Here is a 24792-nt window from a genome sequence, read left to right on the forward strand (position 1 = left end):
GGGAGGCGGTCATGGCTTGCAGCGGGTGTATCAGAGTTAGGATCAGTTATTTAGCCTAGCACAGCATTCACTAATGGCTTAGCTTTTAAAACAATGTTGACAGGTAAATTAAAGTGATAGTGATTACTTACTTTTTACAGGAAGCTGCTGCGATAAAGGGCGGCAACGGCTTCAACAAAAGTCATTTCGTCATCGGTCCAGTGCTTAATTACCACTGTTTGTTCGCAACAAATAATGCCGCTCAGGCTGTCCCCCTGATAAATTGGCACATCTAACAGTGAGCGAATATTTTGCGGTTTTAAAAAGGGGCCGGCTAATTCTTTGGTGGCCGGGTTGGTAAAGGCATCAGTAGCACGAATAATTTTACGCTGATCCAAGGCAGCAAAATAGCCTGGAAAGCTGAAGCGATCGATCAGTAACGGCTCTTCACTAAAGCCGTTATCTTTGTCCAGCAGCATTTCACAGCACATTAAATCTTCATCGGTAAAGCGCCATAGGCCAACCCGTTGGATATGAAGTGTATCTAAACAGGCTTGCAGTAATTGCTGCCGCGCATTGTTAACATCAAGTGTAGGGCTCTGTAACAGGGTAAGGAGTTGGTGTAGTCGGTCAGAAAATTCAGCTTGTATCACAGCGCTATTCTCCACAGCAGAGTCAGTCAATAAGAGTCAGTAAATGACAACAACAAAAAAGGACAGAGCACTAAACATGGCTGCAGTTCGTACTTTTTGCAACCCGGTTTATTAAATTGTTGTAGTTGGAGCGATCAAACATAACCTTAGATCTACTGGTTTAATTTTTTTACTAAAAATTTATATGGTAAGGCATCTGTATCACTGGCCAGTAACTCGTGATCCATAAAGCGGCAGAACGCCGGAATGTCCCGGGTAGTGGCTGGGTCGTCGGCGATTATTAATAAGGTTTCACCCTGCTGCATTTTTCGAAATTGCAGCCGTACCATCATTACCGGCTCTGGGCAGCGCAGGCCTAAGGCATCCAGGGTGTGATCTGCGCTGTTGAAAAAATCTTCCATCTGTACTCCGGTAAAAGATAAACTTAACGAGTAAGGTTACTTAGGCGAAAATTCCCGCTGTACTCGCCACAAGAGGGCTTCGGGCAATCCTGTCCCTCAGCCGTACGGCCCGGCTTTGCCGTACGCTGGCGTTCCATACGCCAGCTGTTGCCGCATTCGCTACGCTCGTGGGTCTGTGGCTGCGCCAGCGGGATTTGCGCCTCTATTTTTGCATCAATAAAAAAGGGCCGTAAAAACGGCCCTTATTCTATGCGATAGTGCTGCTTGCTGCCAGCTTATGGCCGCTCAAAAACAGTCGCTATGCCCTGACCTAAACCAATACACATGGTGGCCAGACCAAATTTACCGCCTTTATCTTCCATCACGTTGATTAAGGTGGTGCTGATGCGTGAACCCGAGCAGCCCAGTGGGTGACCCAGGGCAATAGCACCGCCGTTCAGGTTGACTTTCTGATCAGCCACTTCCATTAAGCCTAAATCTTTCATTACCGGCAAAGCCTGAGCAGCGAAGGCTTCGTTTAGCTCAGCGTAGTCAATATCAGCAATAGTGATACCGGCCGCTTTTAACGCTTTTTTCGATGCGGGTACCGGGCCATAACCCATAATAGAGGGGTCACAGCCTGCCACACCCATGCCACGCACATAAGCACGAATAGGTAAGCCTAAGGCCTTGGCTTTGTCTTCACTCATCACCAGCATGCCAGAGGCACCATCGGATAAGGCAGAAGAGGTACCGGCGGTCACTGTGCCATTAGCCGGGTCAAACACCGGGCGTAACTGACCTAAGGTGTCTACTGTGGTTTCCGGGCGGATCACTTCGTCGTAATCCATCAGCTTTAATACGCCATCGGCGTCGTGGCCTTCGGTAGGGATAATTTCATTTTTAAAACGACCTTGCTCACTGGCTTCCTGTGCTAAGCGGTGCGAGCGGGCACCAAACTCATCCTGTTGCGCTCGGCTGATGCCATGCAATTTACCCAGTAACTCGGCGGTTAAGCCCATCATGCCGGCGGCTTTGGCGATAGAGGTGGATAAACCCGGATGGAAATCGACACCATGATTCATTGGTACATGGCCCATGTGCTCCACGCCACCAATTAAATACACCTCACCCATACCCGTTTGAATGGCACGCACTGCATCATGCAGCGCTTGCATGGATGAGCCACAGAGGCGGTTTACTGTGACGGCGGGCACTGAGTGTGGAATACCGGCCAGCAGGGCCGCATTACGGGCAATATTAAAACCTTGCTCCAGTGTTTGCTGTACACAGCCCCAGATAATGTCATCAATATCGCTGGGGTTAAGTGCCGGGTTACGGGCTACCAGCGATGCCATGACATGAGCAGATAACTGCTCGGCACGGATATTACGGTACATGCCGGCTTTAGAGCGGCCCATAGGGGTACGAATACAATCTACAATTACGGCGTTTTTCATTATATTGCTCCTGCGCTTAAACCGGGAAGAAACGCTGGCCATTGGCGGCCATGGCGCGGGTTTGGTCTGTTACCTGATAAATTTCGCCTAAATGCGCGTATTTATCTGCCAGAGCGACAAAGTCAGCCAGGCCGAGGGTATCGACATAACGCAGCGGACCACCGCGGAATGGAGGGAAGCCCAGGCCATAAACCAAGCCCATATCGGCTTCGGCGGCACTGGCGACTATCCCTTCTTCCAGGCAGCGGATGGTTTCGTTTATCATCGGTACCATTACCCGGGCAATAATGTCCTCGGCACTGAACTCCTGTTTAGCTGCGGCTATGCCGGCTAACAGTTCCAGACTTGCCGCATCAATGTCTTTCTTCGGCTTACCCTTGGCATCTTTGCTGTAGGCATAAAAGCCCAGGCCGTTTTTCTGGCCATAGCGTTTGGCGTGATACATCGCGGCTACCGGATCTTTTTCCAGTTTTGCCATCCGGGTCGGGAAGCCTGCAGCCATCACATCAGTACAGTGATAAGCGGTATCTAAACCCACCACATCCAACAGGTAAGCCGGGCCCATAGGCCAGCCAAATTGCTTTTCCATCACCTTATCTACCTGAGCAAAGTCGGCACCATCCAAAACCAGTTTGCTAAAACCAGCAAAGTAGGGGAACAATACGCGGTTAACAAAGAAACCCGGGCAATCGTTTACTACGATGGGTGATTTGCCCATTCTGGCAGCATAAGCCACCACAGCGGCGACGGTTTGTTCACTGGTGTCTTTACCGCGGATCACTTCGACCAGTGGCATCCGGTGTACCGGATTAAAAAAGTGCATGCCGCAGAAGTTTTGCGGCCGACTCAGGTTTTCTGCCAGTGAATTAATCGAAATGGTGGAGGTGTTCGAGGTTAAAATAGCATCATCGCTAATTAAACCCTCTACTTCTTTTAACACTGCGCCTTTAATTTTCGGATTTTCAACGACCGCTTCAACCACGATATCTACGCCTTTAACGGTTTCGTTACTGAGGGTTGGTGTAATCGCGGCAATCACCTTGGCCATGCCCACGGCATCCAGTTTGTTGCGCTCTACCTGCTTCGCCAATAACTTAGTGGCTTCGCCCATGCCCAGCGCTAATGCCTGATCGGCAATGTCTTTCATCACAACCGGCACGCCTTTTAGCGCCGACTGATAAGCAATACCGCCACCCATAATGCCTGCACCCAGTACGGCGGCTTTATTAATGGCTTTAGTGGCGGTTTTTGCCGCTTTTTTGGCTTTGCTTTTTAATACCTGATCATTTAAAAACAACCCAACCTGCGCGGTGGCAGCATCGGTTTTGGCCAGCTTGGCAAAGCCAGCGTTTTCCAGTGCCACAGCACCGGCCCGCTCTAAATTAGCAGCCGCCTCAATGGTTTGCACTGCCACCATTGGCGCCGGGTAATGCTTGCCTGCTGTGGCAAACACCATGCCTTTGGCGGTATTAAAGCTCATGGTTTGTTCGGTTTTATTCAGCTTTAACGGCATCAATTTAACCTGGCGTTTTGCTTGCCAGTTCAGTTTGCCGGCAATGGCGTCTTCCAGCATGCTCAGTGCCGCCTGCTCCAGTTTGTCTGGTGCCACTACCGCATCAATTAAGCCTTCTTGCTGTGCCTGCGCGGCAGAGCGGTCTTTACCTGTGGTGATCCACTCCATCGCATTATCAGCACCAATAATGCGGGGTAAACGCACTGTGCCACCAAAACCCGGCATCAAGCCCAGCTTTACTTCAGGCAAACCAATGCGGGTACTGGTGTCAGCGACCCGGTAGTCACAGGCCAGTGTCCATTCACAGCCGCCGCCTAAAGCGAAACCTTTTATTGCTACTATGGTCGGAACAGGCAAGTCTTCACATAAATCAAACACATCAGAGGCTTGTTTGATCCACGGCACCAATTCCGCTTCTGGCCGTAAAAAGATCGGTAAGAACTCGGTAATATCGGCGCCGACAATAAAATTATCTTTGGCTGAGGCAAAGATAACGCCTTGCAGGCTAGGGTCTGCGTGCAGTATGGTGAGCGCAGCCTTACAATCAGACAGGGTTTGCTGATCAAACTTATTTACTGAGCCACTGGCGTTAAACGTAAACTGGGCAATACCAGGTTTAAGATAAGCAACGTGGATGTTGTTACTCTGGTAAATCATAAAACATGCTCCTTGGTCGCGTAGAGTATAGGTTAGTCGCAACTGGTACGATGAGGTGTTGCCACCAGTGTGTCGTGCTTTATAAAAAATTTCAACCGTTATTTAAACGTGCGTTTGAATCAGCCAACTGAGTATGCTGTTAACTATAGGTGCATTTTGTTTTTTTTGGGATGGTTTAACAGGAGTGATACGGTGAGAACCACAATAAGGCAGCTGGGTCGTTTTTTTATAGGAAGTCTTTTTTTCAGTGCCGCCTTACCACTAAATGCCAGTGAAACACGTGTTTCCGGTCAGGCGGAGACGACAGCATTTAGTGCCGAGCAGCGGCAGTTATTTCAGCAAGCTGAGCGGCAAGTGGGTTCGGCCAGTCAGGCAGAGGTGCAGCAATGGCTGGAACAACTTAGTGGTTATCCGTTGCAGCCCTATCTGGAGCAGCGTTGGTTATTACGCCGCTTATCAGCACACGCGGAAATAGAAGCATTTTTAGCAACGTATCAGGGTACACCGCTTGACTGGAGTTTGCGCCGGCCCTGGTTACAGCATTTAGCCGCACAGCAGCAGGGCAAGCGTTACCTGGCTAATTATCCGGGTTCGTTTGATGCTGAACTTGAGTGTTTGGCGCTGCGTTTTCAACTGGCCGAGGCCAGTGATAAAGCGCCGATCTGGCAGCAAACACAAGCACTTTGGACTGTAGGCAAATCGCAACCCAAGGCCTGTGATCCGTTATTTAGCGCCTGGCGAAATGCCGGGCAGCTCACTGATGAAATCGTGCTGCGCCGCATACAGCTGGCGGCTGAGGGCGGTCAGGCGGGCCTTATTCCTTACTTAAAAACGCTGTTACCCGCATCGCAACATTATCTGGCAGATATGTGGGCCAATGCCCGGCGTAATCCGGCTGCTATTGCTCAGACCCGCTTTTTTCCAATGAAACACATTGCCGAGCGGGATGTGTTGGCCTATGGCTTAAAGCGACTGGTGTGGCGTTTGCCTGATCAGGCCTTGAGTACCTGGCAGCGTTATGTGAATGATCCTTACTTTACCCCGGCCCAGCGTTTAGATGTGCAGCGGCAATTTGCTATTGCGCTGGCCAGTAAAGGGGATAGCCGGGCGTCGGACTGGCTGAGCACCCTGCCGCCAGAATTTTACGATAACAATCTAGCGCAATGGCAGGTGGGTTTTGCGCTTCGGCAGTTAGACTGGCCTCAGGTGCAGCAAGTGATCAATAGCTTTCCTGAAGAGTTACAGCGGGATGTGAACTGGCGCTACTGGCTGGCGCGGTCACTGCAAATGCAGGGGCAGGCCGAGCAAGCCGAAGCTATTTTTCAGGAAGTGGCTAAACGCCGGCACTTTTATGGTTTTATGGCTGCGGCCAGATTGGGGTTGCCGCCAAGTCTGGCGCACAACCCGGTCTCAGTCAGCGAACAACAACTCAGCCAACTGAAAGCCAACCCGGTGATTCAAAGGGCGCAGGAGTGGTTAGCACTGGGCCGTTTAACCGAAGCGCGGCGCGAGTGGAATCAGTTGCAGGATCTGTCTGATCAGGAGCAAAAACTGGCACTGGCCAGGCTGGCGCAGCAACTGGAATGGCATGAACGTGCCATCTTCTCCTTGGCGGATGTCGGCTACTGGGATGATGTAGAGTTACGTTTCCCGCTGGCCTTTGTTGAAGATATTCAGCGCTCCTCTGATAAAGCCAATATAGCAGCAGCCTGGGCCATGGCGATTGCCCGGCGTGAAAGCTCCTTTATGACCGATGCCAATTCCCCGGTCGGCGCTCGCGGCCTGATGCAAATTATGCCAACCACTGCAAACTATATTGCAAGGCAGCCGGTGACGGTGCGCCAGCTATACAACCCGGTCACCAATATTGACTATGGTACCGATTATCTGAATTATTTAATGCGCCGCAATGATGGCAATCTTATTACGGCGACGGCCGCTTATAACGCTGGTTTTAGCCGGGTACGGCAATGGATACCGCGCGATCATGCCTTGCCGGTCGATGTCTGGATTGAAACCATCCCTTTTCGGGAAACGCGCGAATATGTTAAAGCCGTGATGGCGTATTACCAGATTTACAATATTCGTATGAATATTGCTGAGGATGTGTTTAGTCCATTAATCACTATGCAGATTGGGGTGGTGGTGGAATAATGCTATGATTTAATACACAGATTAGTATCAACGCCAAGGGTCTTTATGTCGGCAAGTTATCATCTACACTATCAGGCGCACATTGCCACCTTACAACAACGCTGTCGAGAAGTGCTGTTGCGCGAAAATCTGGATGCTTTGGTTATCCACTCCGGTCAGGCTAAGCGCAAGTTTCTGGATGACATGGATTATCCGTTTAAGGCTAACCCGTTATTTAAAGCCTGGTTGCCGGTAGTGGATAACCCGCATTGCTGGTTGTTAGTAGATGGAGTAAATAAACCTAAGCTGATTTTTTACCGGCCAAAAGACTTCTGGCATAAGGTGCCCGATGTCCCTGCAGATTTCTGGGCAGAGTATTTTGATATCCAGCTACTGGAAAAAGCCAATCAGGTAGAAGCCTTACTGCCTTATGACAAAGGGCGGCTGGCCTATTTAGGTGAATATCTTGAAGTGGCGCGGGCGTTAGGCTTTACCGAGATAAATCCCGAGCCGGTTATTAGCTATCTGCACTACTATCGTGCTTACAAAACTGACTATGAACTGGCTTGTATGCGCCAGGCCAACAAGCTGGCAGTGGCCGGTCATAACGCAGCCCGTCAGGCCTTTTATGCCAAAGGCAGTGAATTTGATATTCAGCAGGCCTACCTGGCTGCCGTGGGGCAAACCGAAAACGAAGTGCCTTATGGCAATATTATCGCGCTGAATGAACATGCCGCCATTTTGCACTACACCGCTTTAGGGCGCACTAAACCACTGCAGCACCATTCATTTTTAATTGATGCCGGTGCTGAGTGTAATGGTTATGCAGCGGATATCACCCGCACCTATAGCTTTGATAGTCATAACGAGTTTGCCCAGCTTATCACTGCTGTGAATAGAGTGCATTTGCAGTTAGTGGATATGCTCAAGCCGGGTATCAAATACAGTGATATTCATCTTCAAGCGCACCAGTTATTGGCGCAAGTATTACTGGACTTTAATTTTGCTACCGGGTCGGTTGAAAGCTTAATCGCAGGCGATATTTGCCGCACGTTCTTCCCGCACGGTATTGGTCATCATCTGGGCTTGCAGGTGCATGATGTCGGCGGTTTTATGGCCGATGAACGTGGTACCCATGTTGCTCCACCAGAGCAGCACCCATTTTTGCGTTGTACCCGGTTAATTGAGCCTGGCATGGTGTTTACTATTGAACCCGGTTTATACTTTATTGACAGCCTGCTGGCGGATTTAAAGCAAACCAATGAAGCTAAAGCAGTAAACTGGGACAAAATAGCGGCTTTTAGTCAATTCGGTGGCATTCGCATCGAAGATAACATCATTGTGCATCGTGAGCGTAATGAGAATATGACGCGCGAGCTGCAACTGCCTTAAGCCGGCCTTTGCGACAAGGACCTTATGCAATACCGCTCTATTATCCGGATCCTGGGGATGCTGATCGGCATCTTCAGCATCACAATGTTGCCACCCGCGCTGGTTGCTTTCTGGTATAAAGACGGCGCCGGCTTGCCTTTTGTATTGTCCTTTATATTGTGTGTGTTTATTGGTTTTACAATCTGGTATCCGAACCGGCAGCAGCGTTCAGAGTTAAAAGTGCGTGATGGCTTTTTGATTGTGGTGTTGTTCTGGACGGTATTAGGTGCGGTGGGTGGCATGCCCTTTTTACTGGCTGACAATCCCGCAATGAGCACCGCTGATGCCATGTTTGAAGCCTTTTCCGGTCTAACTACCACTGGCGCGACAGTACTGACCGGCATAGAGTTTCTACCTAAGGCGATTTTGTACTACCGCCAGCAGCTGCAGTGGCTGGGCGGTATGGGTATCATAGTACTGGCTGTTGCTATCCTGCCCTTACTTGGGGTAGGGGGTATGCAGCTGTACCGTGCAGAAACTCCCGGGCCGGTTAAAGATAATAAAATGACGCCGCGCATTGCCGATACGGCTAAACACTTATGGTATATCTATCTGGCGTTGACTATCGCCTGCGCCCTGGCCTTTTATCTAGCGGGTATGTCTGTTTTTGATGCTATCTGTCATGCCTTTTCGACAGTGGCTATTGGCGGTTTCTCAACCTATGATGCCAGCATGGGCCATTTTGACAGTGGTCTGATTAATATGATTTGCGTGGTGTTTTTACTGATAAGCGCCGTGAATTTTCCACTGCACTTTGCTGCAGTGCGCGGCAAAAGCGTCGGCACTTATTTGCGTGACCCTGAATTTAAAACCTTTATTGGTATCCAGGCAGCATTGATGCTGATTTGTTTTGTGGTGCTGTTATATAGCAATGTATATGGCAGCTCGGTTGATGCGGCGAACCACGCCGTCTTTCAGGCGGTGTCTATTTCGACTACCGCAGGTTTTACCACCGATGGCTTTTCGACCTGGCCGCTGTTTTTACCCATTTTGCTTATTTTTTCCAGCTTTATTGGTGGCTGCGCCGGTTCGACCGGTGGCGGCATGAAGGTAGTGCGGGTATTACTGTTGTTTTTACAAGGTGCGCGTGAGTTAAAACGGCTGGTGCATCCGCGGGCCATTTACAGTATTAAGCTGGGGCGCCGCGCGGTAGAAGATCGTATAGTGCAGGCAGTATGGGGCTTTTTTGCCGCTTATGCTTTGGTATTTGTGGTGATTATGCTGCTGCTAATTTTAACCGGTCTGGATAACATTACCGCCTTTACTGCGACGGCTGCCTGTTTAAATAACCTGGGACCGGGTTTGGGCGAAGTGGCCGCGCACTTTGGTGCTATCCCTGACGCCAGTAAGTGGATTTTGCTGGTGGCTATGGTGTTTGGCCGGCTGGAAATCTTTACCTTACTGGTGCTGTTTACCCCGGCTTTCTGGCGTGATTAAGCGGTGACATTAAACCGCGAGATTGAACGCTGCCATTAATGGCGCGCTATTAAATAAAAATGGCGCTCACCTGAAACAGCTTTTCTACTTCAATGATGTGCTTTTTATCTACCATAAATAAAATGACGTGGTCATTACTCTCAATGACTGTGCTGTCGTGCGCGATTAACACCTCATCGCCACGGACTATGGCACCAATGGTGGTACCCGGTGGCAGTTTGATCTGACCGATGGCATTGCCTACTACCTTGCTGGTGCTGCTATCACCATGGGCAATCGCTTCTATGGCTTCAGCCGCACCACGGCGCAAAGAGTACACATTGACAATATCGCCGCGCCGGATGTGGGTTAATAGTGCTGATATGGTAGCCTGCTGGGGGGATATCGCAATATCCACCTCACCACCTTGCAGTAAATCCACATAGGCACCACGTTTAATCAGCACCATGGTTTTTTGCGCACCCATGCGTTTGGCCAGCATGGCCGACATAATGTTGGCTTCATCGTCATTGGTTACCGCGATAAATACATCGACCTGCTCGATATTTTCTTCTTCCAGCAATTCAGGATCCGAGGCATCACCGACATAGACTACGGTATTATCCAGGCCGCTGGATAAAAACTCGGCCCGCTCTTTACTGCGTTCGATTAATTTAACGTTGTGGGTTTTTTCCAAGGCTTTTGCCAAACCAAAACCGACATTGCCGCCACCGGCAATCATGATGCGCCGGTAGCTACGCTCTAACTTTTGCAGCTCGCTCATTACCGCCCGGATATGTTTGGTGGCCGCGACAAAAAACACTTCATCATCGGCTTCAATAATGGTGGTGCCAAGCGGTTTAATGGCATTGCCGCGGCGGTAAATAGCTGCTACCCGGGTTTCAATGTGTGGCATATGCTCTTTTAAAGCTGATAAGGCATGGCCGACTAACAAACCGCCATAGTAGGCTTTTACAGCGACCAGACTAACGGCACCGCCAGCAAATTCTACGACCTGCAGCGCACCAGGATAATCAATTAAGCGCCGAATATAGTTGGTTACCAGCGCCTCTGGCGCTATAAAGTGGTCAACCGGCATATCATCTTTATGAAATAGCTGATCGCGGTACTTCAGGTATTGATTGGTGCGAATGCGCGCAATCTTCAGCGGGGTATTAAACATACTGTAAGCGACCTGACAGGCCACGATATTCACTTCGTCGCTATTGGTAACCGCTACCAGCATATCGGCATCTTCAGCACCCGATTTTCTCAACACATCGGGATGCGAACCATGGCCATGTACCACCTGTAAATCAAATTTATCCTGCAAAGCCCTTAATTTATCAAGGTTAGTATCAACCAGCGTAATATCATTTTGTTCCCCAACCAGGTTTTCAGCCAGGGTGGCCCCCACCTGGCCAGCGCCCAGGATAATTATTTTCATAGCTGACTGTCCTTTTCCAGCAGTGCATAAAAGAAACCATCCATATCCTGCTCTCCCGGTAAAATTTGCCAACTGCTTGAGTGTACATCACTCTTTAAAATTGTCAGGTGTTCAGGTAACGCGGCCAGCCGTGCATCAGTATGTTGCTGTAAAAAAGTGGTAATCTGTTCGTCGTTTTCCGCTGCTAACACACTGCAGGTGGCATAAAGTAATTTCCCGCCCGGCGCCAGTAAGGCCCAGCATTGTTGCAAAATCCGTTGTTGCAGCTCGGCCAGAGCGGCAATGTCGGCTTTTTTTCTGAGCCAGCGAATGTCCGGGTGGCGACGGATAACGCCTGTGGCCGAGCAGGGCACATCCAGTAAAATACGGTCGAATAACTGACCTTGCCACCACAGCGTTGGTTCAGCGGCATCGCCAGCAATAACACGGGCTGTAAGACCCAGTCGTGCCAGATTATCATGCACCCGTTCTAAGCGTTTTGGTTCTTTATCCAAAGCCGTTAGCAGCGCTTGCGGTGCCAGCTCCAGGATGTGGCAGGTTTTACCACCTGGTGCGCAGCAAGCATCCAGAATATGTAGGCTATCATTGACATTGAGCAGCAAAGCAGCGTGCTGAGCTGCGGCATCTTGTACCGAGAACCAGCCTTGATGGTACCCCGGCAGCGTGGTGACATCCTGCGCTTGCGTCAGTTTAATCGCCGCCGGTAGATACGAAAGTGGTTGGCTAAAAGAAATCTGTGCCTGCTCTAAAGCTGCGGCATAGTCGGCAGGGGCGATTTTTGAAACATTCACTCTGAGCCATAATGGTGCTTTTTGCTGGTTAGCTTGCAGGATCTGTGGCCACTGTGTTGGGTAGGTTTGCTGCAGTTGGCTGATAAGCCAACCCGGGTGGTTATATTGTACAGCTGCTGCTGCACTGGCAAAATCAAACAGCTGGGGCTGACGCTGCACATTGCGCAGCACAGCATTAATTAGTTTAGTTAGCGATTGACCTTTTAACTCGCGCGCCGCTTCAACTGTTTCGCTAATAGCCGCATGGTCAGGTATACGCATAAATTTAAGCTGATAAATGCCGACATAAAGCAAAAACTGTAATGGCCGTAATTGCTTTATCAGTGGCTTAGCCATTAACTGACTACATACCGCTTCCAGTTGTGGCAGGGTGCGCATCACACCAAAGCAGATTTCCTGCAATAGCGCTTTGTCGGCGGGGTTATCCAGCGAGGCCTGCGCTTTGGGTAAGGCTTCAGATAACGACATCCCCTGATCGATAACATCAAAGCAGCAACGTGCTGCTAGTACCCTCACATTACGGCTCATGCCTGTTGACCAAGAGTCACGCCGGGAGCTAACCATTCAGCGCGACCATTTAAAAAATCAGCGGCGCTCATGGCTTTTTTGCCTGGCGGTTGTAGTTGGGTGATCAGTAACACGCCCTCGGCACAAGCAATGCCGATGCCTTGCTTAGAGGCGGACACAACAGTACCCGCTGTAGTCTTTGACGTTTCTGTCAGGGCGTGGGCCTGCCATACTTTAACGCTGCCTTGTGGCAAATGCATATAACTGACCGGCCAGGGATTAAAAGCCCGAATTTCACGTACCAGCGCTATGGCAGGCTTGTTAAAGTCGAGCAGCCCTTCATCTTTATGCAGCTTTTCGGCGTAATTGGCCAGCTGTTCATCCTGCGGCACCGCCTGTTGCTGCAACGCTGCTAAGTCAGACAAGGCACTAAGCAGCGCCTGCGGCCCCAGCTCAGCTAATTTTGCATAGAGTGACGCGCTGGTGTCATCCGCTGTAATCGGGCAGCTGACACTATTTAACATAGCGCCGGTATCCAGCCCAGCATCCATTTGCATAATGGTAATGCCGGTGTGGTCATCACCTGCCCAAATCGCACGCTGAATCGGTGCAGCACCACGCCAGCGCGGCAGCAAAGAGCCGTGCACGTTAATGCAGCCGAGGCGGGGGCTGTCCAATACCGCTTGCGGTAAAATTAAACCATAGGCGACCACAATCATCAGATCAGCATTAAGTTCGGCTAATTGTTGTTGTGCGGCGGCCTTTTTTAAGGATTTGGGCTGGTATAGCGGCAGTTGATGCTGCATTGCCAGTTGTTTTACCGCACTAGGTTGTAGCTGCTGGCCTCGACCAGCCGGCCGGTCGGGTTGGGTGTAAACGGCAATCACCTGATGTCCGGCAGCAATTAGCGCGTCTAAGTGGCGCGCCGCGAAATCGGGCGTGCCGGCAAAAATAATTTTTAAAGGAGAGGTCACTGTTATTCCTGCTCAGAGCGCATGGCGCTGCGCCATTTTGGCTTCTTTTTCCAGTTTTTTACGAATGCGATCGCGTTTTAATGGCGACAGGTAATCAATAAATAACTTGCCTTCAAGATGATCCAGCTCATGTTGCAGGCAAATGGCTAACAAACCATCGGCGTTTAGCTCAAACCATTGACCGCTTTTATCCTGGGCTTTGATGGTAATAAATTCTGCCCGATCAATTTTGGCGTAGTTTTGAGGCACGGATAAACAGCCTTCTTCGTAGCTGGTACCACCATCTCGCGCAATGATTTGCGGGTTAATAAATACCTTAGGCTGGTTGCGATCTTCAGATAAATCAATAACAACCACGCGCTTATGTACATTAACTTGAGTGGCTGCCAAACCAATGCCATTTTCGGCGTACATGGTCTCCAGCATATCGTCGACTAGCTGACAAATTTCAGGGGATACACTGTCAACGGCTTTAGCAACAGTGCGTAATCTTTCATCTGGGAAATGTAATACTTGTAAAACGGCCATAGTTCCTACAAAAATATGCTTTATTTTAACTGTTGTGGTATGTTTTAATTTTAGCCATTAATCTGCTGTATTAACAGCTTAGTGTGCAATAATTACAACAAGAATCAGTTCAAGGATGCAGGCATGCTGAAAAACATTGCAATTTCCGTGGTAGCTCTCGTTTGTTGGTTTTCTTCTGGCGTCCTAGCTGATGTGTTGAAAATCCGCTCTGATGCGCCAGCTAGTTATGTAGTAAAGCAAGGTGATACGCTGTGGGACATCTCTGCACTCTATTTGAATGAGCCTTGGTTGTGGCCACAATTATGGCAAATGAACCCGCAGGTCGATAACCCACACTTGATTTACCCGGGTGACGTTCTGACACTGACCTTTGACAGTCAGGGCCGGCCTCGTTTAGCGGTAAATGATCAGGTTCGTCGCTTGACGCCTACAACCCGCAAAATCATGAAGAGCACTGATGCAGTCAGTACCTTGCCGCTAAGTATGATTCGGCCGTTCCTGACCTTTGAGCAAGCGCTATCTGAAGAGCAAATAGCTGCTATGCCATATGTACTCGGTTCTAATACTCCCACTAAAATGGCAGCGGAAACGCATACCTTATACGTCAAAGGCGTACTTCAATCTGGCACCTCTTATGGTGTGTACCGGAAAGGTAAACCCTATGTAGACCCACAAACTGGGTCTGTGCTGGGTTATGAAACCAATTTAATCGCTACTGCCCGTGCATTCAGAGCTGGTCGCGATGCGACTGACAGCAATCCTATTGAACCCGCTTCTTTGCACGTATTAAGTGTAAAACGTGAGATTGTGCAGGGTGATAGAGTGATGCCTGCGCTGGAGGGGCAGTCGTTACCGGCATTCTTTGTGATGACTCGACCAGAACATGATGTTAATGGCTTGATTATAGACACCCCCTCGAATCTACGTGAATTCTCTAAAATGGACATAGTGGTGCTTAACCGCGGTTTAATCCATGATTTAAAAGCGGGCCATATGCTGGGGATTTATCGTAACTCGCCGACAGTGGTGGACGGTCGTAATGGCCCGGTTTATCTGGAAGATGCCAGTAAATTAGAGAAAATGACGCGTCGTTTAGGCAGCAATGCTATTGAAATGCCACGCGAAAAGGTAGGTGAATTGATGGTGTTTAAAGTTTCTGAACGTGTAAGCTTTGCTATTGTCACCAAAACTCAACGTCCCATTCGTGTTGGAGATGTTATCGCCAACCTGTAACTAAGATGAGGCCTGTTCATGGATGAACTGCGGCATTGGCTGGCGCTGGCAACGGTACATGGTCTGGATGGCCAGCGCTTTGATCGCTTAGCAGAACACTACAGTGTGCAACAGCTGGCTACTGCCAAAGCCAGTACCTTGAATCATCTGGGCTTTACCCCGCGCCAAATTGACATTCTTACCAGCCAGTCTGCTGCTTTAATTGAATCGGCGCTGCGCTGGCGCGATCAAGCCAGCCATCATCATCTGATTTATTATCAGCACCCGCAATATCCCCCATTGCTAAAACAAACCAAACAACCGCCGCTGTTATTATTTGTCAAAGGCGATCCGGCAGTACTGGCTCAACCGCAACTGGCTATGGTCGGTAGCCGGCAGCCAACCCCTACCGGCAGGCGGGTGGCACATGATTTTGCAGCTGAGTTAACTCAGCAAGGTTATGTGATTACCAGTGGAATGGCGCGTGGCATTGACAGTGAAAGCCACAAAGGAGCCTTGCATGCCGGCGGCCTGACCATAGCTGTGCTGGGCCACGGCTTGCGACAGATATATCCCACCAGCAACACTGCGTTGGCGCAACAGATCAGCGAGCAAGGGGCCTTAGTGTCGGAGTATTTTCCGGATGTTGCCGTCAGATCGGAATTTTTTCCGCAGCGTAACAGAATAGTGGTGGGCTTGAGTCTGGCCACGGTTGTGGTAGAAGCCGGGCTTAAAAGTGGCACTCTTATCAGTGCCAATCTTGCGGCCGACTATAGCCGGGATGTATTTGCGGTGCCGGGGTCGGTGTACAGTACCCAGTCAGCCGGTTGTCACTTATTAATTCAGCAAGGGGCTAAATTAGTGACTTGCGTGGCCGATATATTAGAAGAGCAGCATTTTTTTCCGGCAAATGGCCAGAAGCGGGCGCAACAAGATGAAAAAAATAGCCAATTTGACTTGTTTACCCAGCTGTTGTTGGCTAACGTAGGAGATGACGCTTTGGCGATTGATCAAATCGCTGAGCGCGCTCAGATGTCAGTTACAGACGTATCCATTGCCTTACTCGAGCTGGAAATAGCCGGTGAGGTGGCAGCAGTTCCCGGTGGTTTCATTAGAGTGAGGAGTGCCTGAGTATGTTTGATATCCTCGTGTATCTGTTCGAAAACTACATTCATAACGAAGCTGATATCTATGTAAACCATGCAGACTTAACCAAAGAATTAAGTCGGGCTGGCTTTCATGATGATGATATTTTTAAAGCATTAAAATGGCTGGATAGTTTGTCGGCATTACAACAAAGCCATATCAAGCCCTACTTAACTAAAGTAACAACCAATGCCCTGCGCATTTATACTGCCGAAGAGCAGCGTAAAATAGATGCTGCAGATCAGGGCTTTTTAATGTTTTTAGAGCAAATAAATGTGCTCGATGCGCAAACCCGTGAAATGGTGATTGACCGGGTGATGGACCTAGATGGCAACAGCATTAGCCTGGAAGATTTAAAATGGGTGGTGCTGATGGTGCTGTTTAATGTGCCTGGTCGGGAATCCGCCTATGCGCAGATGGAAGATTTAATTTTTGAGGAACCAGAGGGGCCGCTGCATTAAGCGGCCCTCGCTGTTATGAGTGATCATTCTCCGTTGTTCAAGCTGCCGCAGCATGCTGAACCTTGCCCGTTGTGCCACAACCCATTAATGATTAAATCCGGCAAAAACGGCCCTTTTCTCAGCTGTAGTGCTTATCCGGATTGTCATTATATAAAAGCGCTGCATCAGCATGACAATACAGTGGTGAAGTTGCTGCCTGATCAAGCTTGTCCGTTATGTCAGTCCGAGCTTGCGGTTAAGAATGGCCGCTATGGCATGTTTATCGGCTGTACTAATTATCCGGCTTGTCACTTTGTGGTACATGAGCAGGATGACGAACCCGCCGCGGAGCGCATCGCATGCCCAAAGTGCCGGGCAGGCCATTTAACTGAGCGGGTCAATAAGTTTGGTAAGCATTTTTGGGGGTGTGATCAGTACCCAAAATGTAAGTTTTTACTGAACGACACACCTGTCAGGGGCAGCTGTATCTGTTGTGGTTTCACTCTTTTGCTGCAAAAAAAGCTGGGGGTGTATTGTGCGGATAAAAAATGTGGTGAAAAACAGCCGGCAGACTGAACTGCCGGTTGACGCTTTAGTTCAAGCGCTGCGCCATTTGTGTCAGCTCAGGAAAGGCAGACTCAGGCAGCAGTGCTATTAATTGCAGAAAACGTTGCTTAAGCTGGGCGGTATCAGCTGCTGATACATTGATATGCCCCATCTTGCGGCCAGCGCGCTTAGTTTTACCGTACCAGTGCAAATGCAGTCCCGGCAGCGCCAGAATTGGCTGAGGCACAGTGTCTTCACCCAGAATATTCACCATCAGGCTGGGGCGAACCAAGGCGGTGCTGCCAAGCGGCAAACCACAGACTGCGCGTAAGTGCTGCTCAAACTGACAGACATCGGCTCCTTGTTGTGTCCAATGGCCGGAGTTGTGCACTCTGGGTGCTATTTCGTTAACCAACAACTGACCATCGACTTCAAAAAACTCAATGGCTAACACACCAACATAATTAAGTTGATTGGCTACGGCACTAAACATCTGTTGTGCTTGTTGCTGCAATGATTCGTTGCCGGCAACGGCCAACGACACGCTGAGTACGCCATTGACATGATGATTTTCGGTCACTGGGTAAACCTGCAGCTGGCCCTTCGCATTGCGGGCGCCAATCAAGGAGAGTTCGCGCTGAAACGGAATAAATTGCTCTGCTACTATAGCTTGCTGCTGGTCCGTAGCTAAAAATGCGGCAATATCCTGCCACAATGCTGCAGCCTGTTCGGGCTGCTTTAGCCGCCACTGCCCTTTACCGTCATAACCGGCCAGCGCGCTTTTAAACACTAAAGGTAAGCCAAGTTGCTGGATCGCCTGTTTAAAATCGGCTTCGTTATTGACGATATGATAGGCCGCTGAGCGCACACCAGCACTGTCCAATAATTGCTTTTCCAATCGGCGATCACCACCGGCTTTTATGGCCGTTTCACCGGGGAAAAACTTGCCGCTGGCCTGACATAGAGCCAGTACCGGCAAAGGAATATGCTCAAATTCGGCCGTGACGACATCGGCGTCAGCGATGGCTTTTGTCAGGCCAGTACCCAGCTGTTGCTGGGTCAGCGGATGGACAATAGCATCGCTATTGACGTCATAAGCACTGATACTGATATTTAACGGTGCCCCGGCTAATGACATCATGCGGGCCAGTTGGCCGGCGCCCAGTACTAAAACTTTCATACGATTCCCTTTATAAGGCCAGTTGAGAGGGATCAGGCTGGCTGAGGACGCTATCGGTTTGCGCCTGACGAAAGGCATCCACTTTACTCAGTAACTCGGCATTATGGGTGGCCAGAATTTGTGTCGCCAGCAACCCGGCGTTAGCTGCGCCAGCCTCACCTATCGCCAGGGTGCCCACTGCAACGCCCTTAGGCATTTGCACTATAGACAGCAGAGAATCCAGACCCTTCAGGGCTTTAGATTGCACCGGCACCCCTAACACCGGCAAGCTGGTAAAGGCCGCTGCCATACCTGGTAAATGTGCTGCACCACCGGCACCGGCAATTATCACTTTTAAGCCCCGGCTAGCGGCAGTGCTGGCGTAATCTGCCAATAGTTGAGGCGTGCGATGGGCGGAAACCACCTTGGTTTCATATTGAATACCAAAACGGTCAAGCATATCTGCTGCATGCTTCATGGTAGGCCAATCAGATGTTGAACCCATGATAATCCCAACCTGCATAGTGGTTTCCTTGTGTACTTGATGAAGTCTGTTGACGAAAGCGCTATTATACCGCCCATAAGGCTTTGAATAAAATCTTTAGTCGTTAGACAACAGCATAAGTGCAGGAAATAAACAGTGGCAACGATAGAAACGGCAGTGGAGCAACTGAAATCAGGCGAGGTTATTGCCTATCCAACCGAGGCGGTATATGGCCTTGGTTGTGATCCTGACAACGAGCAGGCTGTGCTAGCTTTACTGGCCATTAAACAGCGGCCGGTTGAAAAAGGCCTTATTTTGGTTGCGGCTACTTATTCGCAGTTATTGCCATATGTTGATGATAAAGCCATCCCCTTGGAAAAACGCTATCAGATATTTTCTAGTTGGCCTGGCCATGTTAGTTGGGTATTACCGGCCAGCAAAACGGCACCGAAATGGATTACCGGTCAGTTTGACACTATAGCGGTTCGGGTTAGCGCTCACCCTGTAGTACAACAGTTGTGCCAGGCTTATGGCAAAGCCATAGTATCCACCAGCGCTAATCTGGCTGGCGAGCCGGCTATTACTGACTATCAGCGATTACTGGCCAGCATAGGCTTAAAAGTGGCGGCTGTAGTAGATGGCGCGCTGGGCGGCGCGGCCCAACCCAGCCAAATCCGCGATGCGTTAAGCGGTCAGTTGGTAAGGAGTTAACATGGCGCAGAATCACAGTGAGCAGCTACAGCAGGTACAACAGTTTTTAACGGCCTTACAGGATAAGATATGTCAGGCCTTGCAGCAGGCCGATGGCAAAGGCCAATTTATTGAAGATAGCTGGCAGCGGCCGGAGGGCGGTGGTGGTCGCAGTCGGGTTCTGACCAATGGTGCCGTGTTTGAGCAGGCAGGCGTAAATTATTCGCATGTGTTTGGCGCGCAAATGCCGGCCTCGGCTACGGCGCATCGCCCGGAACTGGCTGGTCGCAGCTTTCATGCCTGTGGTGTGTCTTTGGTGTTGCATCCGCATAATCCGCATTTGCCCACGAGCCATGCCAATGTGCGGTTTTTTATTGCCGAAAAAGACGGCGAAGCGCCCGTATGGTGGTTTGGCGGCGGTTTTGACTTAACACCTTATTATCCTTACGAAGAAGATGTTGTGCACTGGCATCAAACCGCCAAGACAGCCATAGATCCTTTTGGTAGTGATTATTACCCGGCCTATAAAAAATGGTGTGATGATTATTTCTACTTAAAGCACCGTGGCGAAACCCGCGGCGTCGGCGGGCTGTTTTTTGATGACTTAAATGCACCGGGCTTTGAGCAAAGCTTTGCTTTAATGCGCGCGGTTGGGGAGGCGTTTTTGCCGGCCTATTTGCCGTTAGTGCAAAAACGCAAAGATACCCCTTTTACTGAGCAGCAGCGCCAGTTCCAGCTATACCGCCGTGGTCGTTATGTCGAATTTAACCTGGTCTACGACAGAGGCACCTTATTTGGCCTGCAAAGTGGTGGTCGTACTGAGTCGATATTAATGTCGATGCCGCCTTTAGTGCGTTGGCAGTATGGCTATCAGCCCGAGCCAGGCAGTGGCGAGGCACTGCTCTATAATCGTTATTTGAAGCCCCAGGATTGGTTAAAGCTCAAGAGTTAATTCTATCAACCGCCAGCTAGCACATGGTGAAATACTGTATTTATCAGTATCAGTAAGTTGTGTATGCAAGCAGCTAAAATCCATATTTCCTTTTAGCTGCTGCTTTTGCAGCATTAGTAGCCTTGAGTAAACTGTAGTGCATATCACCCTTCACAAAATAAATGTCACACTTTTCCAGCAAAACCACGTCTTATTACAAAACAATGGAGCAAAAGTGACTTGAAAGGATTTACTGAAAAAGTTGTCCATGATGTTGTAAAAGATGCTCAACAAGGACAGCTGCATGCTCTAAAGCAACTCTATCAGGACTATGGAACAGCCGTTTTGCGGCTGGTTAGTGGCATTTTGGGGTCTGTTGAAGAAGGACGTGATCTTACTCAGGAGATATTTATTAAAGTCTTCGGAAAGTTACCGGAATTACGTCAAATTGACGCTTTTCCCAGTTGGCTAAAGCAACTCAGTGTGAGGATGGCTATTGATCAACTAAGAAAGCGAGTTAGTTTTGTGCATGAAGCGCTGGAAGACGTTATTGAAACAGAACCTGACTGGATGCAGGCGACCGATAGGCTTTGTCAGTTGGATGATATTGACCGAGTTATGTGCAACTTGTCGGAGGTTGAACGTGCATTGGTTTGGTTGTATGTAGTAGAAGGTTATACCCATGAAGAGTTAGCAACAATGTTGGAATGCTCTGAAGCTGCCGTTAGGCAGAGATATCGGCGGGCAACGGTTAAGCTGAAAAGTACATTATACAGGCAGGTTAAAGATGAATAGTGAAGACCAGTATAAGCAGCAACTGGCGAAAAGATTAACGGAAGCAAATTGCCCGATAGCAGATCAAGAGCTATGGCGAACTATTGAAAACCGCATTCTTCAGCGGCCGCAACGAAAAACCTGGTACTGGTATGGCATTGCAGCCAGTTTTTTCGCCGTTACATTTTTGCTCTATGTACCATCTGGCTCGGAGTCATCAGCTGATAAAATAGTCTTTTCCGCTGAGCTTTATGTCTTCGATGTTGCATTGCAACAAGCCTATCTGACGGATCCTAATTCTGTGGAAACGGTTCGTTTACTGGAACAAAGGAAATATTTGGAATCACAGCAGCTGGGGAGTTATGAGCTATGAACAAATTTTTATTAACACTGTTATTTGTCCAGTCATTGGCATGGGCGTCAGCCGCTACTGAAATTGATCATGAAAAGCGAGTAGATGTTCTGCATGAAATCCGCAAAGCGTTGATAACGGCAAACGTTACTGCGCAAGACGCGCCGTTCATGATTGAAGAGCCGGCCAGAAGTTTTTACCACTTTGGTGCGGTGTTAGACCAGGATTTCAAAGTGGTGGCACTAACACCGGGTTCCGATGCAGCTAAAGCAGACGTCAGAGTAGGTGACATGATCAAAGCGATTAATCACCAAGAAGTGAATATAAGCAGTTTGGCAGATATTCTGGCACAAATGAATGATCTGCAAGAAGGCGCGACTCTGGCAATTGAATTACAACGTGACAATAAACTGAAAACCGTGGAAAGCTCGGTAACAAGAAAAACGTTACCTGCATGGCGTTTGGAGTTAGTGGAAAACCTTGAGCATGTATCTGATGTACCGTTAACATCGGGCTGTGGTTTTGTATCGGTGTTTTACAATCCGCCAATAAGCATACACCGTCATCCTGTGATGATTAATGAAATAAAGGATATCAGCTTTAAAGGGAAATTTAGGGAAACAATTAGAGAGCAGGTATTTAGATTACCTGCAGGCGAAATTGAGATAGAAGTACAAGAACTGATCAGAGCAGATGCACTTAGGCGCAATAGAGGTGATTCACTATTCCGTCGACATAATTCAATCAAAACCATTACTCTTGTTGTAGAGCCTGACAAAGTTTATCACCTTGCCGCAGAGTATTTTTCCGATCGCCGTGAGCGAGACGATTCAAACGAATATTGGCAACCTATCGTTTGGAAAACGACAGAGCGCTCTTGCCAATAGTGATTGCAAGGCCTGCAGCATAGTAAACACTATTTATGGCCATGCAGGCATGCAAAACGTTTGGCCATATAATGCTGTTGCTATGAATTAATCATATGGCTCGCCAGTTGCCCTATCGACTGGCGAATGCCATCGCGAAGTAGCTTATCGTCAACCACTTCATCCAGTGCTTTATCCATACAATACATCCATTGGTTACGCAGCTTTTCGTTCACCTGAAAAGGCAGGTGGCGGGCGCGCAGTCGAGGGTGGCCATACTTCTGTTCAAATAAAGCCGGGCCACCCAGCCAACCCGATAAAAACTCAAAAAACTTCTGGCGAATGGCATCTAATGGCAAGGGGTGAATGGCATACAGCTCGGCGGCTTGTGGATCGCTGGCCATAATGTCATAAAAGCGATTGGCCAGTTGCCGCACCGTGGTCTCGCCACCCATTAATTCATAAGGTGTGTGTTGTGGCGTAGGGTGTGGCTTGCTATTTGCTGTGGTTTTATTAACAATCAGCTGTACTAACTTCTTGATGGACATCAGTTGTGGACCGTTATGCTGTATTTGGAAATCCGATAGGCCAGTCAAAGTCGCCTTTTATTCATAGCCAGTTTGCGTTGCAGTGCGCGCAGCAAATGCAATATGAGGCTATTCTAGCACCGGTAGCGGGCTTTGCCGACAGCTGGCGAGACTTTGTTGCCGCTGGCGGCAAAGGCGGCAATGTCACTGTGCCCTTTAAAGAGCAAGCATATCAGCTGGCTGAGGTATTATCGGCGCGGGCACAACAAGCCGGGGCGGTAAATACGCTTTACCTTAATCATGCCGGGCAGTTATGTGGTGATAACACTGACGGTATTGGCCTGGTGGCCGATCTGACACGTTTAGGCGTGAACTTAGCAGGCTGCACAGTGTTACTGCTGGGAGCCGGTGGCGCCAGTCGCGGTGCTATTGGACCCTTACTGGACGCTGGAGTAAAGCAGTTGGTGCTGGCCAACCGTACTCTTAGTAAAGCGCAGGCGATAGCCACGAGTTTTGATAGCCGGGTGCAAGCTTGTGGTTTTACAGATATTCCAGAATACGCTTATCCGCTCATTATCAATGCTACTTCTGCCGGCTTAGCTGGCGGTCGGCCTGATATAGGCATACAACATCTTATAGGCTGTCAGCTTGCCTATGACATGGTTTATGGCGCAAAACCAACAGCCTTTATGCAATGGGCTAAACAGCACGGCGTAGCGCAGCAAGCAGATGGCTTGGGCATGTTATTGGCGCAGGCGGCGGCTGCCTTTACTATTTGGCGTGGCGTAACGCCGGATATTGAACCGGTAATGGCGCTCCTAAAACAGCAGTTAGCAGCATGAACCAGCAACTGATTTTTAATAACGACTTTGCGTATAACGGTGCGCGCCAGGCGGTAAGCTTTAGTTGTCTGGTGGCGGGGTTAAAAGTAAATTGCTTTATTGCCGTGCCAGCCGGTGCAACAGCTGCCGAGTTTTTAAGCTCAGTTAAGGCTGCGGCCTTTAGTTGGGAAGACAGCGCCGAGCAAGCGATAGCTGACGACGCTTATAATGAAGCCGGGGAGATCTGGTTTGAGTTACCTGGCTAAGTGTTGGACTCTGCCAGATATTCATTTTTCAGCACAACATAGTTAGCCGCAGACTCCGTTAAAAAGGCTTTTTCTGCATCATTGAGTGGCCTTGCTTGCTTTACCGGGCTACCGACATACAAATAGCCACTTTGCAGACGCTTGCCTGGCGGTACCAGACTGCCCGCGCCAATCATCACTTCATCTTCTACTATAGCATCGTCCATTACTATGGCGCCCATGCCTACAAGGATGCGGTTACCTAAGGTGCAACCATGCAGCATCACCTTATGGCCGACCGTAACATCTTCACCTATGATCAGGGCGCAGCCATGGGGTTTGCCACTGCTGGGACGTGATAAATGCAACACCGTACCATCCTGAATATTAGTGCGGGCACCTATCCGGATAAAATTGACATCACCGCGCGCCGCCACTAAAGGCCAGATACTGACATCTTCGGCCAGTTCAATATCACCCACCAACACACTGGATTCGTCAACATAAACGCCAGCTGCCAATGTCGGCAGTATTCCTTTATAAGCTCTAATCGACATCTTCATCTCCCAATCGGCTGCAATGCGGAGTTATTATGCAGCAAATGCTGTTAAAAAACGCGTTTCGTTGAAACTTTATCCGAACGATCACAAAAACCCAAGTTTTGTTATTTAATTGCTTGCAGCCTTGCTAAAACCCCCTATAATGCGCGCCATGCCAAGGGGTGCTGCAC

The 24792-nt window shown here is 49.3% G+C and carries 26 protein-coding genes; 14 read left to right on the forward strand and 12 right to left on the reverse strand.

Translation table 11 applies throughout. The annotated features are described in order from the left end of the window. Nucleotides 1-134: 134 nt before the first annotated feature. From V7D78_RS10875 to fadB, 4 genes are all read right to left on the reverse strand, one after another. Complete coding sequence (locus tag V7D78_RS10875; RefSeq protein WP_333608478.1) at nt 135-632, reverse strand: GAF domain-containing protein; 498 nt, start codon at nt 630-632, stop codon at nt 135-137. A gap of 152 nt (nt 633-784) precedes the next feature. Further along, nucleotides 785-1033 carry a sulfurtransferase TusA gene (gene tusA, locus V7D78_RS10880; protein ID WP_333608479.1) on the reverse strand — a complete coding sequence of 83 codons (249 nt, stop codon included), beginning with the start codon at nt 1031-1033 and terminating at the stop codon, nt 785-787. A 275-nt stretch (nt 1034-1308) separates the two neighbouring features. Beyond that, on the reverse strand, nt 1309-2472 hold the full coding sequence (gene fadA, locus V7D78_RS10885) for an acetyl-CoA C-acyltransferase FadA (RefSeq protein ID WP_333608480.1): 1164 nt from the start codon (nt 2470-2472) through the stop codon (nt 1309-1311). Between the two features lie 16 nt (nt 2473-2488). Further along, complete coding sequence (gene fadB / locus V7D78_RS10890; RefSeq protein WP_333608481.1) at nt 2489-4642, reverse strand: fatty acid oxidation complex subunit alpha FadB; 2154 nt, start codon at nt 4640-4642, stop codon at nt 2489-2491. A gap of 192 nt (nt 4643-4834) precedes the next feature. Here fadB and V7D78_RS10895 point away from each other — a divergent pair, with 192 nt between their 5' ends. From V7D78_RS10895 to V7D78_RS10905, 3 genes are read left to right on the forward strand one after another with little or no spacing between them, the layout of a single operon-like run. Next, on the forward strand, nt 4835-6796 hold the full coding sequence (locus V7D78_RS10895) for a transglycosylase SLT domain-containing protein (RefSeq protein WP_333608482.1): 1962 nt from the start codon (nt 4835-4837) through the stop codon (nt 6794-6796). A gap of 45 nt (nt 6797-6841) precedes the next feature. Beyond that, a complete protein-coding gene (pepQ, locus tag V7D78_RS10900) occupies nt 6842-8167 on the forward strand; it encodes a Xaa-Pro dipeptidase (protein WP_333608483.1) in 1326 nt (441 codons plus the stop codon). A gap of 24 nt (nt 8168-8191) precedes the next feature. Further along, on the forward strand, nt 8192-9643 hold the full coding sequence (locus tag V7D78_RS10905) for a TrkH family potassium uptake protein (RefSeq protein WP_333608484.1): 1452 nt from the start codon (nt 8192-8194) through the stop codon (nt 9641-9643). A 49-nt stretch (nt 9644-9692) separates the two neighbouring features. On the opposite strand, the gene trkA is transcribed toward V7D78_RS10905, so the two are convergent. Genes trkA through def form a run of 4 tightly spaced genes read right to left on the reverse strand, consistent with a single transcriptional unit; the run spans nt 9693 to nt 13869 of the window. Continuing rightward, on the reverse strand, nt 9693-11141 hold the full coding sequence (gene trkA / locus V7D78_RS10910; protein ID WP_333608485.1) for a Trk system potassium transporter TrkA: 1449 nt from the start codon (nt 11139-11141) through the stop codon (nt 9693-9695). Beyond that, nucleotides 11066-12388, reverse strand: a complete 1323-nt coding sequence (gene rsmB / locus V7D78_RS10915) for a 16S rRNA (cytosine(967)-C(5))-methyltransferase RsmB (protein ID WP_333608486.1) — start codon at nt 12386-12388, stop codon at nt 11066-11068. Before rsmB ends, trkA begins: the two co-directional genes overlap by 76 nt. Further along, the gene (fmt, locus tag V7D78_RS10920; RefSeq protein WP_333608487.1) at nt 12385-13341 is read right to left on the reverse strand and encodes a methionyl-tRNA formyltransferase; all 957 of its coding nucleotides are present in this window, start codon (nt 13339-13341) and stop codon (nt 12385-12387) included. Before fmt ends, rsmB begins: the two co-directional genes overlap by 4 nt. 12 nt (nt 13342-13353) lie before the next feature. Beyond that, complete coding sequence (gene def, locus V7D78_RS10925; protein WP_333608488.1) at nt 13354-13869, reverse strand: peptide deformylase; 516 nt, start codon at nt 13867-13869, stop codon at nt 13354-13356. Between the two features lie 123 nt (nt 13870-13992). On the opposite strand from def, the gene V7D78_RS10930 reads away from it, so the two are divergent. From V7D78_RS10930 to V7D78_RS10945, 4 genes are read left to right on the forward strand one after another with little or no spacing between them, the layout of a single operon-like run. Beyond that, complete coding sequence (locus V7D78_RS10930) at nt 13993-15102, forward strand: LysM peptidoglycan-binding domain-containing protein (RefSeq protein WP_333608489.1); 1110 nt, start codon at nt 13993-13995, stop codon at nt 15100-15102. An 18-nt stretch (nt 15103-15120) separates the two neighbouring features. Beyond that, nucleotides 15121-16212, forward strand: a complete 1092-nt coding sequence (gene dprA / locus V7D78_RS10935) for a DNA-processing protein DprA (RefSeq protein WP_333608490.1) — start codon at nt 15121-15123, stop codon at nt 16210-16212. A 2-nt stretch (nt 16213-16214) separates the two neighbouring features. After that, entirely contained in the window at nt 16215-16688 is a 474-nt protein-coding gene (locus V7D78_RS10940) for a DUF494 family protein (RefSeq protein ID WP_333608491.1), read from the forward strand. Between the two features lie 15 nt (nt 16689-16703). Then, a complete protein-coding gene (locus tag V7D78_RS10945; protein WP_333608492.1) occupies nt 16704-17243 on the forward strand; it encodes a DNA topoisomerase family protein in 540 nt (179 codons plus the stop codon). Nucleotides 17244-17259: 16 nt separating this feature from the next. Here V7D78_RS10945 and V7D78_RS10950 read toward each other — a convergent pair whose 3' ends face one another. After that, nucleotides 17260-18393, reverse strand: coding sequence for a 5-(carboxyamino)imidazole ribonucleotide synthase (locus V7D78_RS10950; protein ID WP_333608493.1), 1134 nt, complete (start codon nt 18391-18393; stop codon nt 17260-17262). Between the two features lie 10 nt (nt 18394-18403). Further along, the gene (gene purE / locus V7D78_RS10955) at nt 18404-18895 is read right to left on the reverse strand and encodes a 5-(carboxyamino)imidazole ribonucleotide mutase (protein ID WP_333608494.1); all 492 of its coding nucleotides are present in this window, start codon (nt 18893-18895) and stop codon (nt 18404-18406) included. Nucleotides 18896-19012: 117 nt separating this feature from the next. On the opposite strand from purE, the gene V7D78_RS10960 reads away from it, so the two are divergent. The 5 genes from V7D78_RS10960 (at nt 19013) to V7D78_RS10980 (ending at nt 22490) form a co-directional block, all read left to right on the forward strand. Next, nucleotides 19013-19567 (forward strand): L-threonylcarbamoyladenylate synthase, encoded by a 555-nt coding sequence (locus V7D78_RS10960; RefSeq protein ID WP_333608495.1) that lies wholly within the window; start codon nt 19013-19015, stop codon nt 19565-19567. 1 nt (nt 19568) lies between these two features. After that, on the forward strand, nt 19569-20498 hold the full coding sequence (gene hemF, locus V7D78_RS10965; RefSeq protein ID WP_333608496.1) for an oxygen-dependent coproporphyrinogen oxidase: 930 nt from the start codon (nt 19569-19571) through the stop codon (nt 20496-20498). Nucleotides 20499-20717: 219 nt separating this feature from the next. Next, the gene (locus V7D78_RS10970) at nt 20718-21272 is read left to right on the forward strand and encodes an RNA polymerase sigma factor (RefSeq protein ID WP_333608497.1); all 555 of its coding nucleotides are present in this window, start codon (nt 20718-20720) and stop codon (nt 21270-21272) included. After that, nucleotides 21265-21624 carry a hypothetical protein gene (locus V7D78_RS10975; protein WP_333608498.1) on the forward strand — a complete coding sequence of 120 codons (360 nt, stop codon included), beginning with the start codon at nt 21265-21267 and terminating at the stop codon, nt 21622-21624. Before V7D78_RS10970 ends, V7D78_RS10975 begins: the two co-directional genes overlap by 8 nt. Beyond that, nucleotides 21621-22490 carry a PDZ domain-containing protein gene (locus V7D78_RS10980; RefSeq protein WP_333608499.1) on the forward strand — a complete coding sequence of 290 codons (870 nt, stop codon included), beginning with the start codon at nt 21621-21623 and terminating at the stop codon, nt 22488-22490. The genes V7D78_RS10975 and V7D78_RS10980 overlap by 4 nt, the downstream gene beginning before the upstream one ends. Before the next feature lie 80 nt (nt 22491-22570). On the opposite strand, the gene V7D78_RS10985 is transcribed toward V7D78_RS10980, so the two are convergent. Next, entirely contained in the window at nt 22571-23017 is a 447-nt protein-coding gene (locus V7D78_RS10985) for a group II truncated hemoglobin (protein WP_333608500.1), read from the reverse strand. 5 nt (nt 23018-23022) lie between these two features. Between V7D78_RS10985 and aroE the strand changes: the two genes are divergently transcribed. Continuing rightward, a complete protein-coding gene (gene aroE, locus V7D78_RS10990; RefSeq protein ID WP_333608501.1) occupies nt 23023-23838 on the forward strand; it encodes a shikimate dehydrogenase in 816 nt (271 codons plus the stop codon). Continuing rightward, entirely contained in the window at nt 23835-24083 is a 249-nt protein-coding gene (locus tag V7D78_RS10995) for a DUF1488 family protein (protein WP_333608502.1), read from the forward strand. The genes aroE and V7D78_RS10995 overlap by 4 nt, the downstream gene beginning before the upstream one ends. On the opposite strand, the gene V7D78_RS11000 is transcribed toward V7D78_RS10995, so the two are convergent. Beyond that, a complete protein-coding gene (locus V7D78_RS11000) occupies nt 24080-24619 on the reverse strand; it encodes a gamma carbonic anhydrase family protein (protein WP_333608503.1) in 540 nt (179 codons plus the stop codon). The two genes, V7D78_RS10995 and V7D78_RS11000, sit on opposite strands and share 4 nt — an antisense overlap. Nucleotides 24620-24792 lie beyond the last annotated feature (173 nt).

The sequence above is a fragment of the Arsukibacterium sp. genome, from assembly GCF_036735525.1.
Lineage (GTDB): Bacteria > Pseudomonadota > Gammaproteobacteria > Enterobacterales > Alteromonadaceae > Alishewanella.

Bases quoted from the DNA above. Each gene is read 5' to 3' on its own strand.
- tusA (WP_333608479.1), bottom strand. From the start codon at position 1,033: ATGGAAGATTTTTTCAACAGCGCAGATCACACCCTGGATGCCTTAGGC.
- fadA (WP_333608480.1), bottom strand. From the start codon at position 2,472: ATGAAAAACGCCGTAATTGTAGATTGTATTCGTACCCCTATGGGCCGC.
- fadB (WP_333608481.1), bottom strand. From the start codon at position 4,642: ATGATTTACCAGAGTAACAACATCCACGTTGCTTATCTTAAACCTGGT.
- pepQ (WP_333608483.1), top strand. From the start codon at position 6,842: ATGTCGGCAAGTTATCATCTACACTATCAGGCGCACATTGCCACCTTA.
- V7D78_RS10905 (WP_333608484.1), top strand. From the start codon at position 8,192: ATGCAATACCGCTCTATTATCCGGATCCTGGGGATGCTGATCGGCATC.
- rsmB (WP_333608486.1), bottom strand. From the start codon at position 12,388: ATGAGCCGTAATGTGAGGGTACTAGCAGCACGTTGCTGCTTTGATGTT.
- def (WP_333608488.1), bottom strand. From the start codon at position 13,869: ATGGCCGTTTTACAAGTATTACATTTCCCAGATGAAAGATTACGCACT.
- V7D78_RS10930 (WP_333608489.1), top strand. From the start codon at position 13,993: ATGCTGAAAAACATTGCAATTTCCGTGGTAGCTCTCGTTTGTTGGTTT.
- dprA (WP_333608490.1), top strand. From the start codon at position 15,121: ATGGATGAACTGCGGCATTGGCTGGCGCTGGCAACGGTACATGGTCTG.
- V7D78_RS10940 (WP_333608491.1), top strand. From the start codon at position 16,215: ATGTTTGATATCCTCGTGTATCTGTTCGAAAACTACATTCATAACGAA.
- V7D78_RS10945 (WP_333608492.1), top strand. From the start codon at position 16,704: ATGAGTGATCATTCTCCGTTGTTCAAGCTGCCGCAGCATGCTGAACCT.
- V7D78_RS10950 (WP_333608493.1), bottom strand. From the start codon at position 18,393: ATGAAAGTTTTAGTACTGGGCGCCGGCCAACTGGCCCGCATGATGTCA.
- purE (WP_333608494.1), bottom strand. From the start codon at position 18,895: ATGCAGGTTGGGATTATCATGGGTTCAACATCTGATTGGCCTACCATG.
- hemF (WP_333608496.1), top strand. From the start codon at position 19,569: ATGGCGCAGAATCACAGTGAGCAGCTACAGCAGGTACAACAGTTTTTA.
- V7D78_RS10975 (WP_333608498.1), top strand. From the start codon at position 21,265: ATGAATAGTGAAGACCAGTATAAGCAGCAACTGGCGAAAAGATTAACG.
- V7D78_RS10980 (WP_333608499.1), top strand. From the start codon at position 21,621: ATGAACAAATTTTTATTAACACTGTTATTTGTCCAGTCATTGGCATGG.
- V7D78_RS10985 (WP_333608500.1), bottom strand. From the start codon at position 23,017: ATGTCCATCAAGAAGTTAGTACAGCTGATTGTTAATAAAACCACAGCA.
- V7D78_RS10995 (WP_333608502.1), top strand. From the start codon at position 23,835: ATGAACCAGCAACTGATTTTTAATAACGACTTTGCGTATAACGGTGCG.
- V7D78_RS11000 (WP_333608503.1), bottom strand. From the start codon at position 24,619: ATGTCGATTAGAGCTTATAAAGGAATACTGCCGACATTGGCAGCTGGC.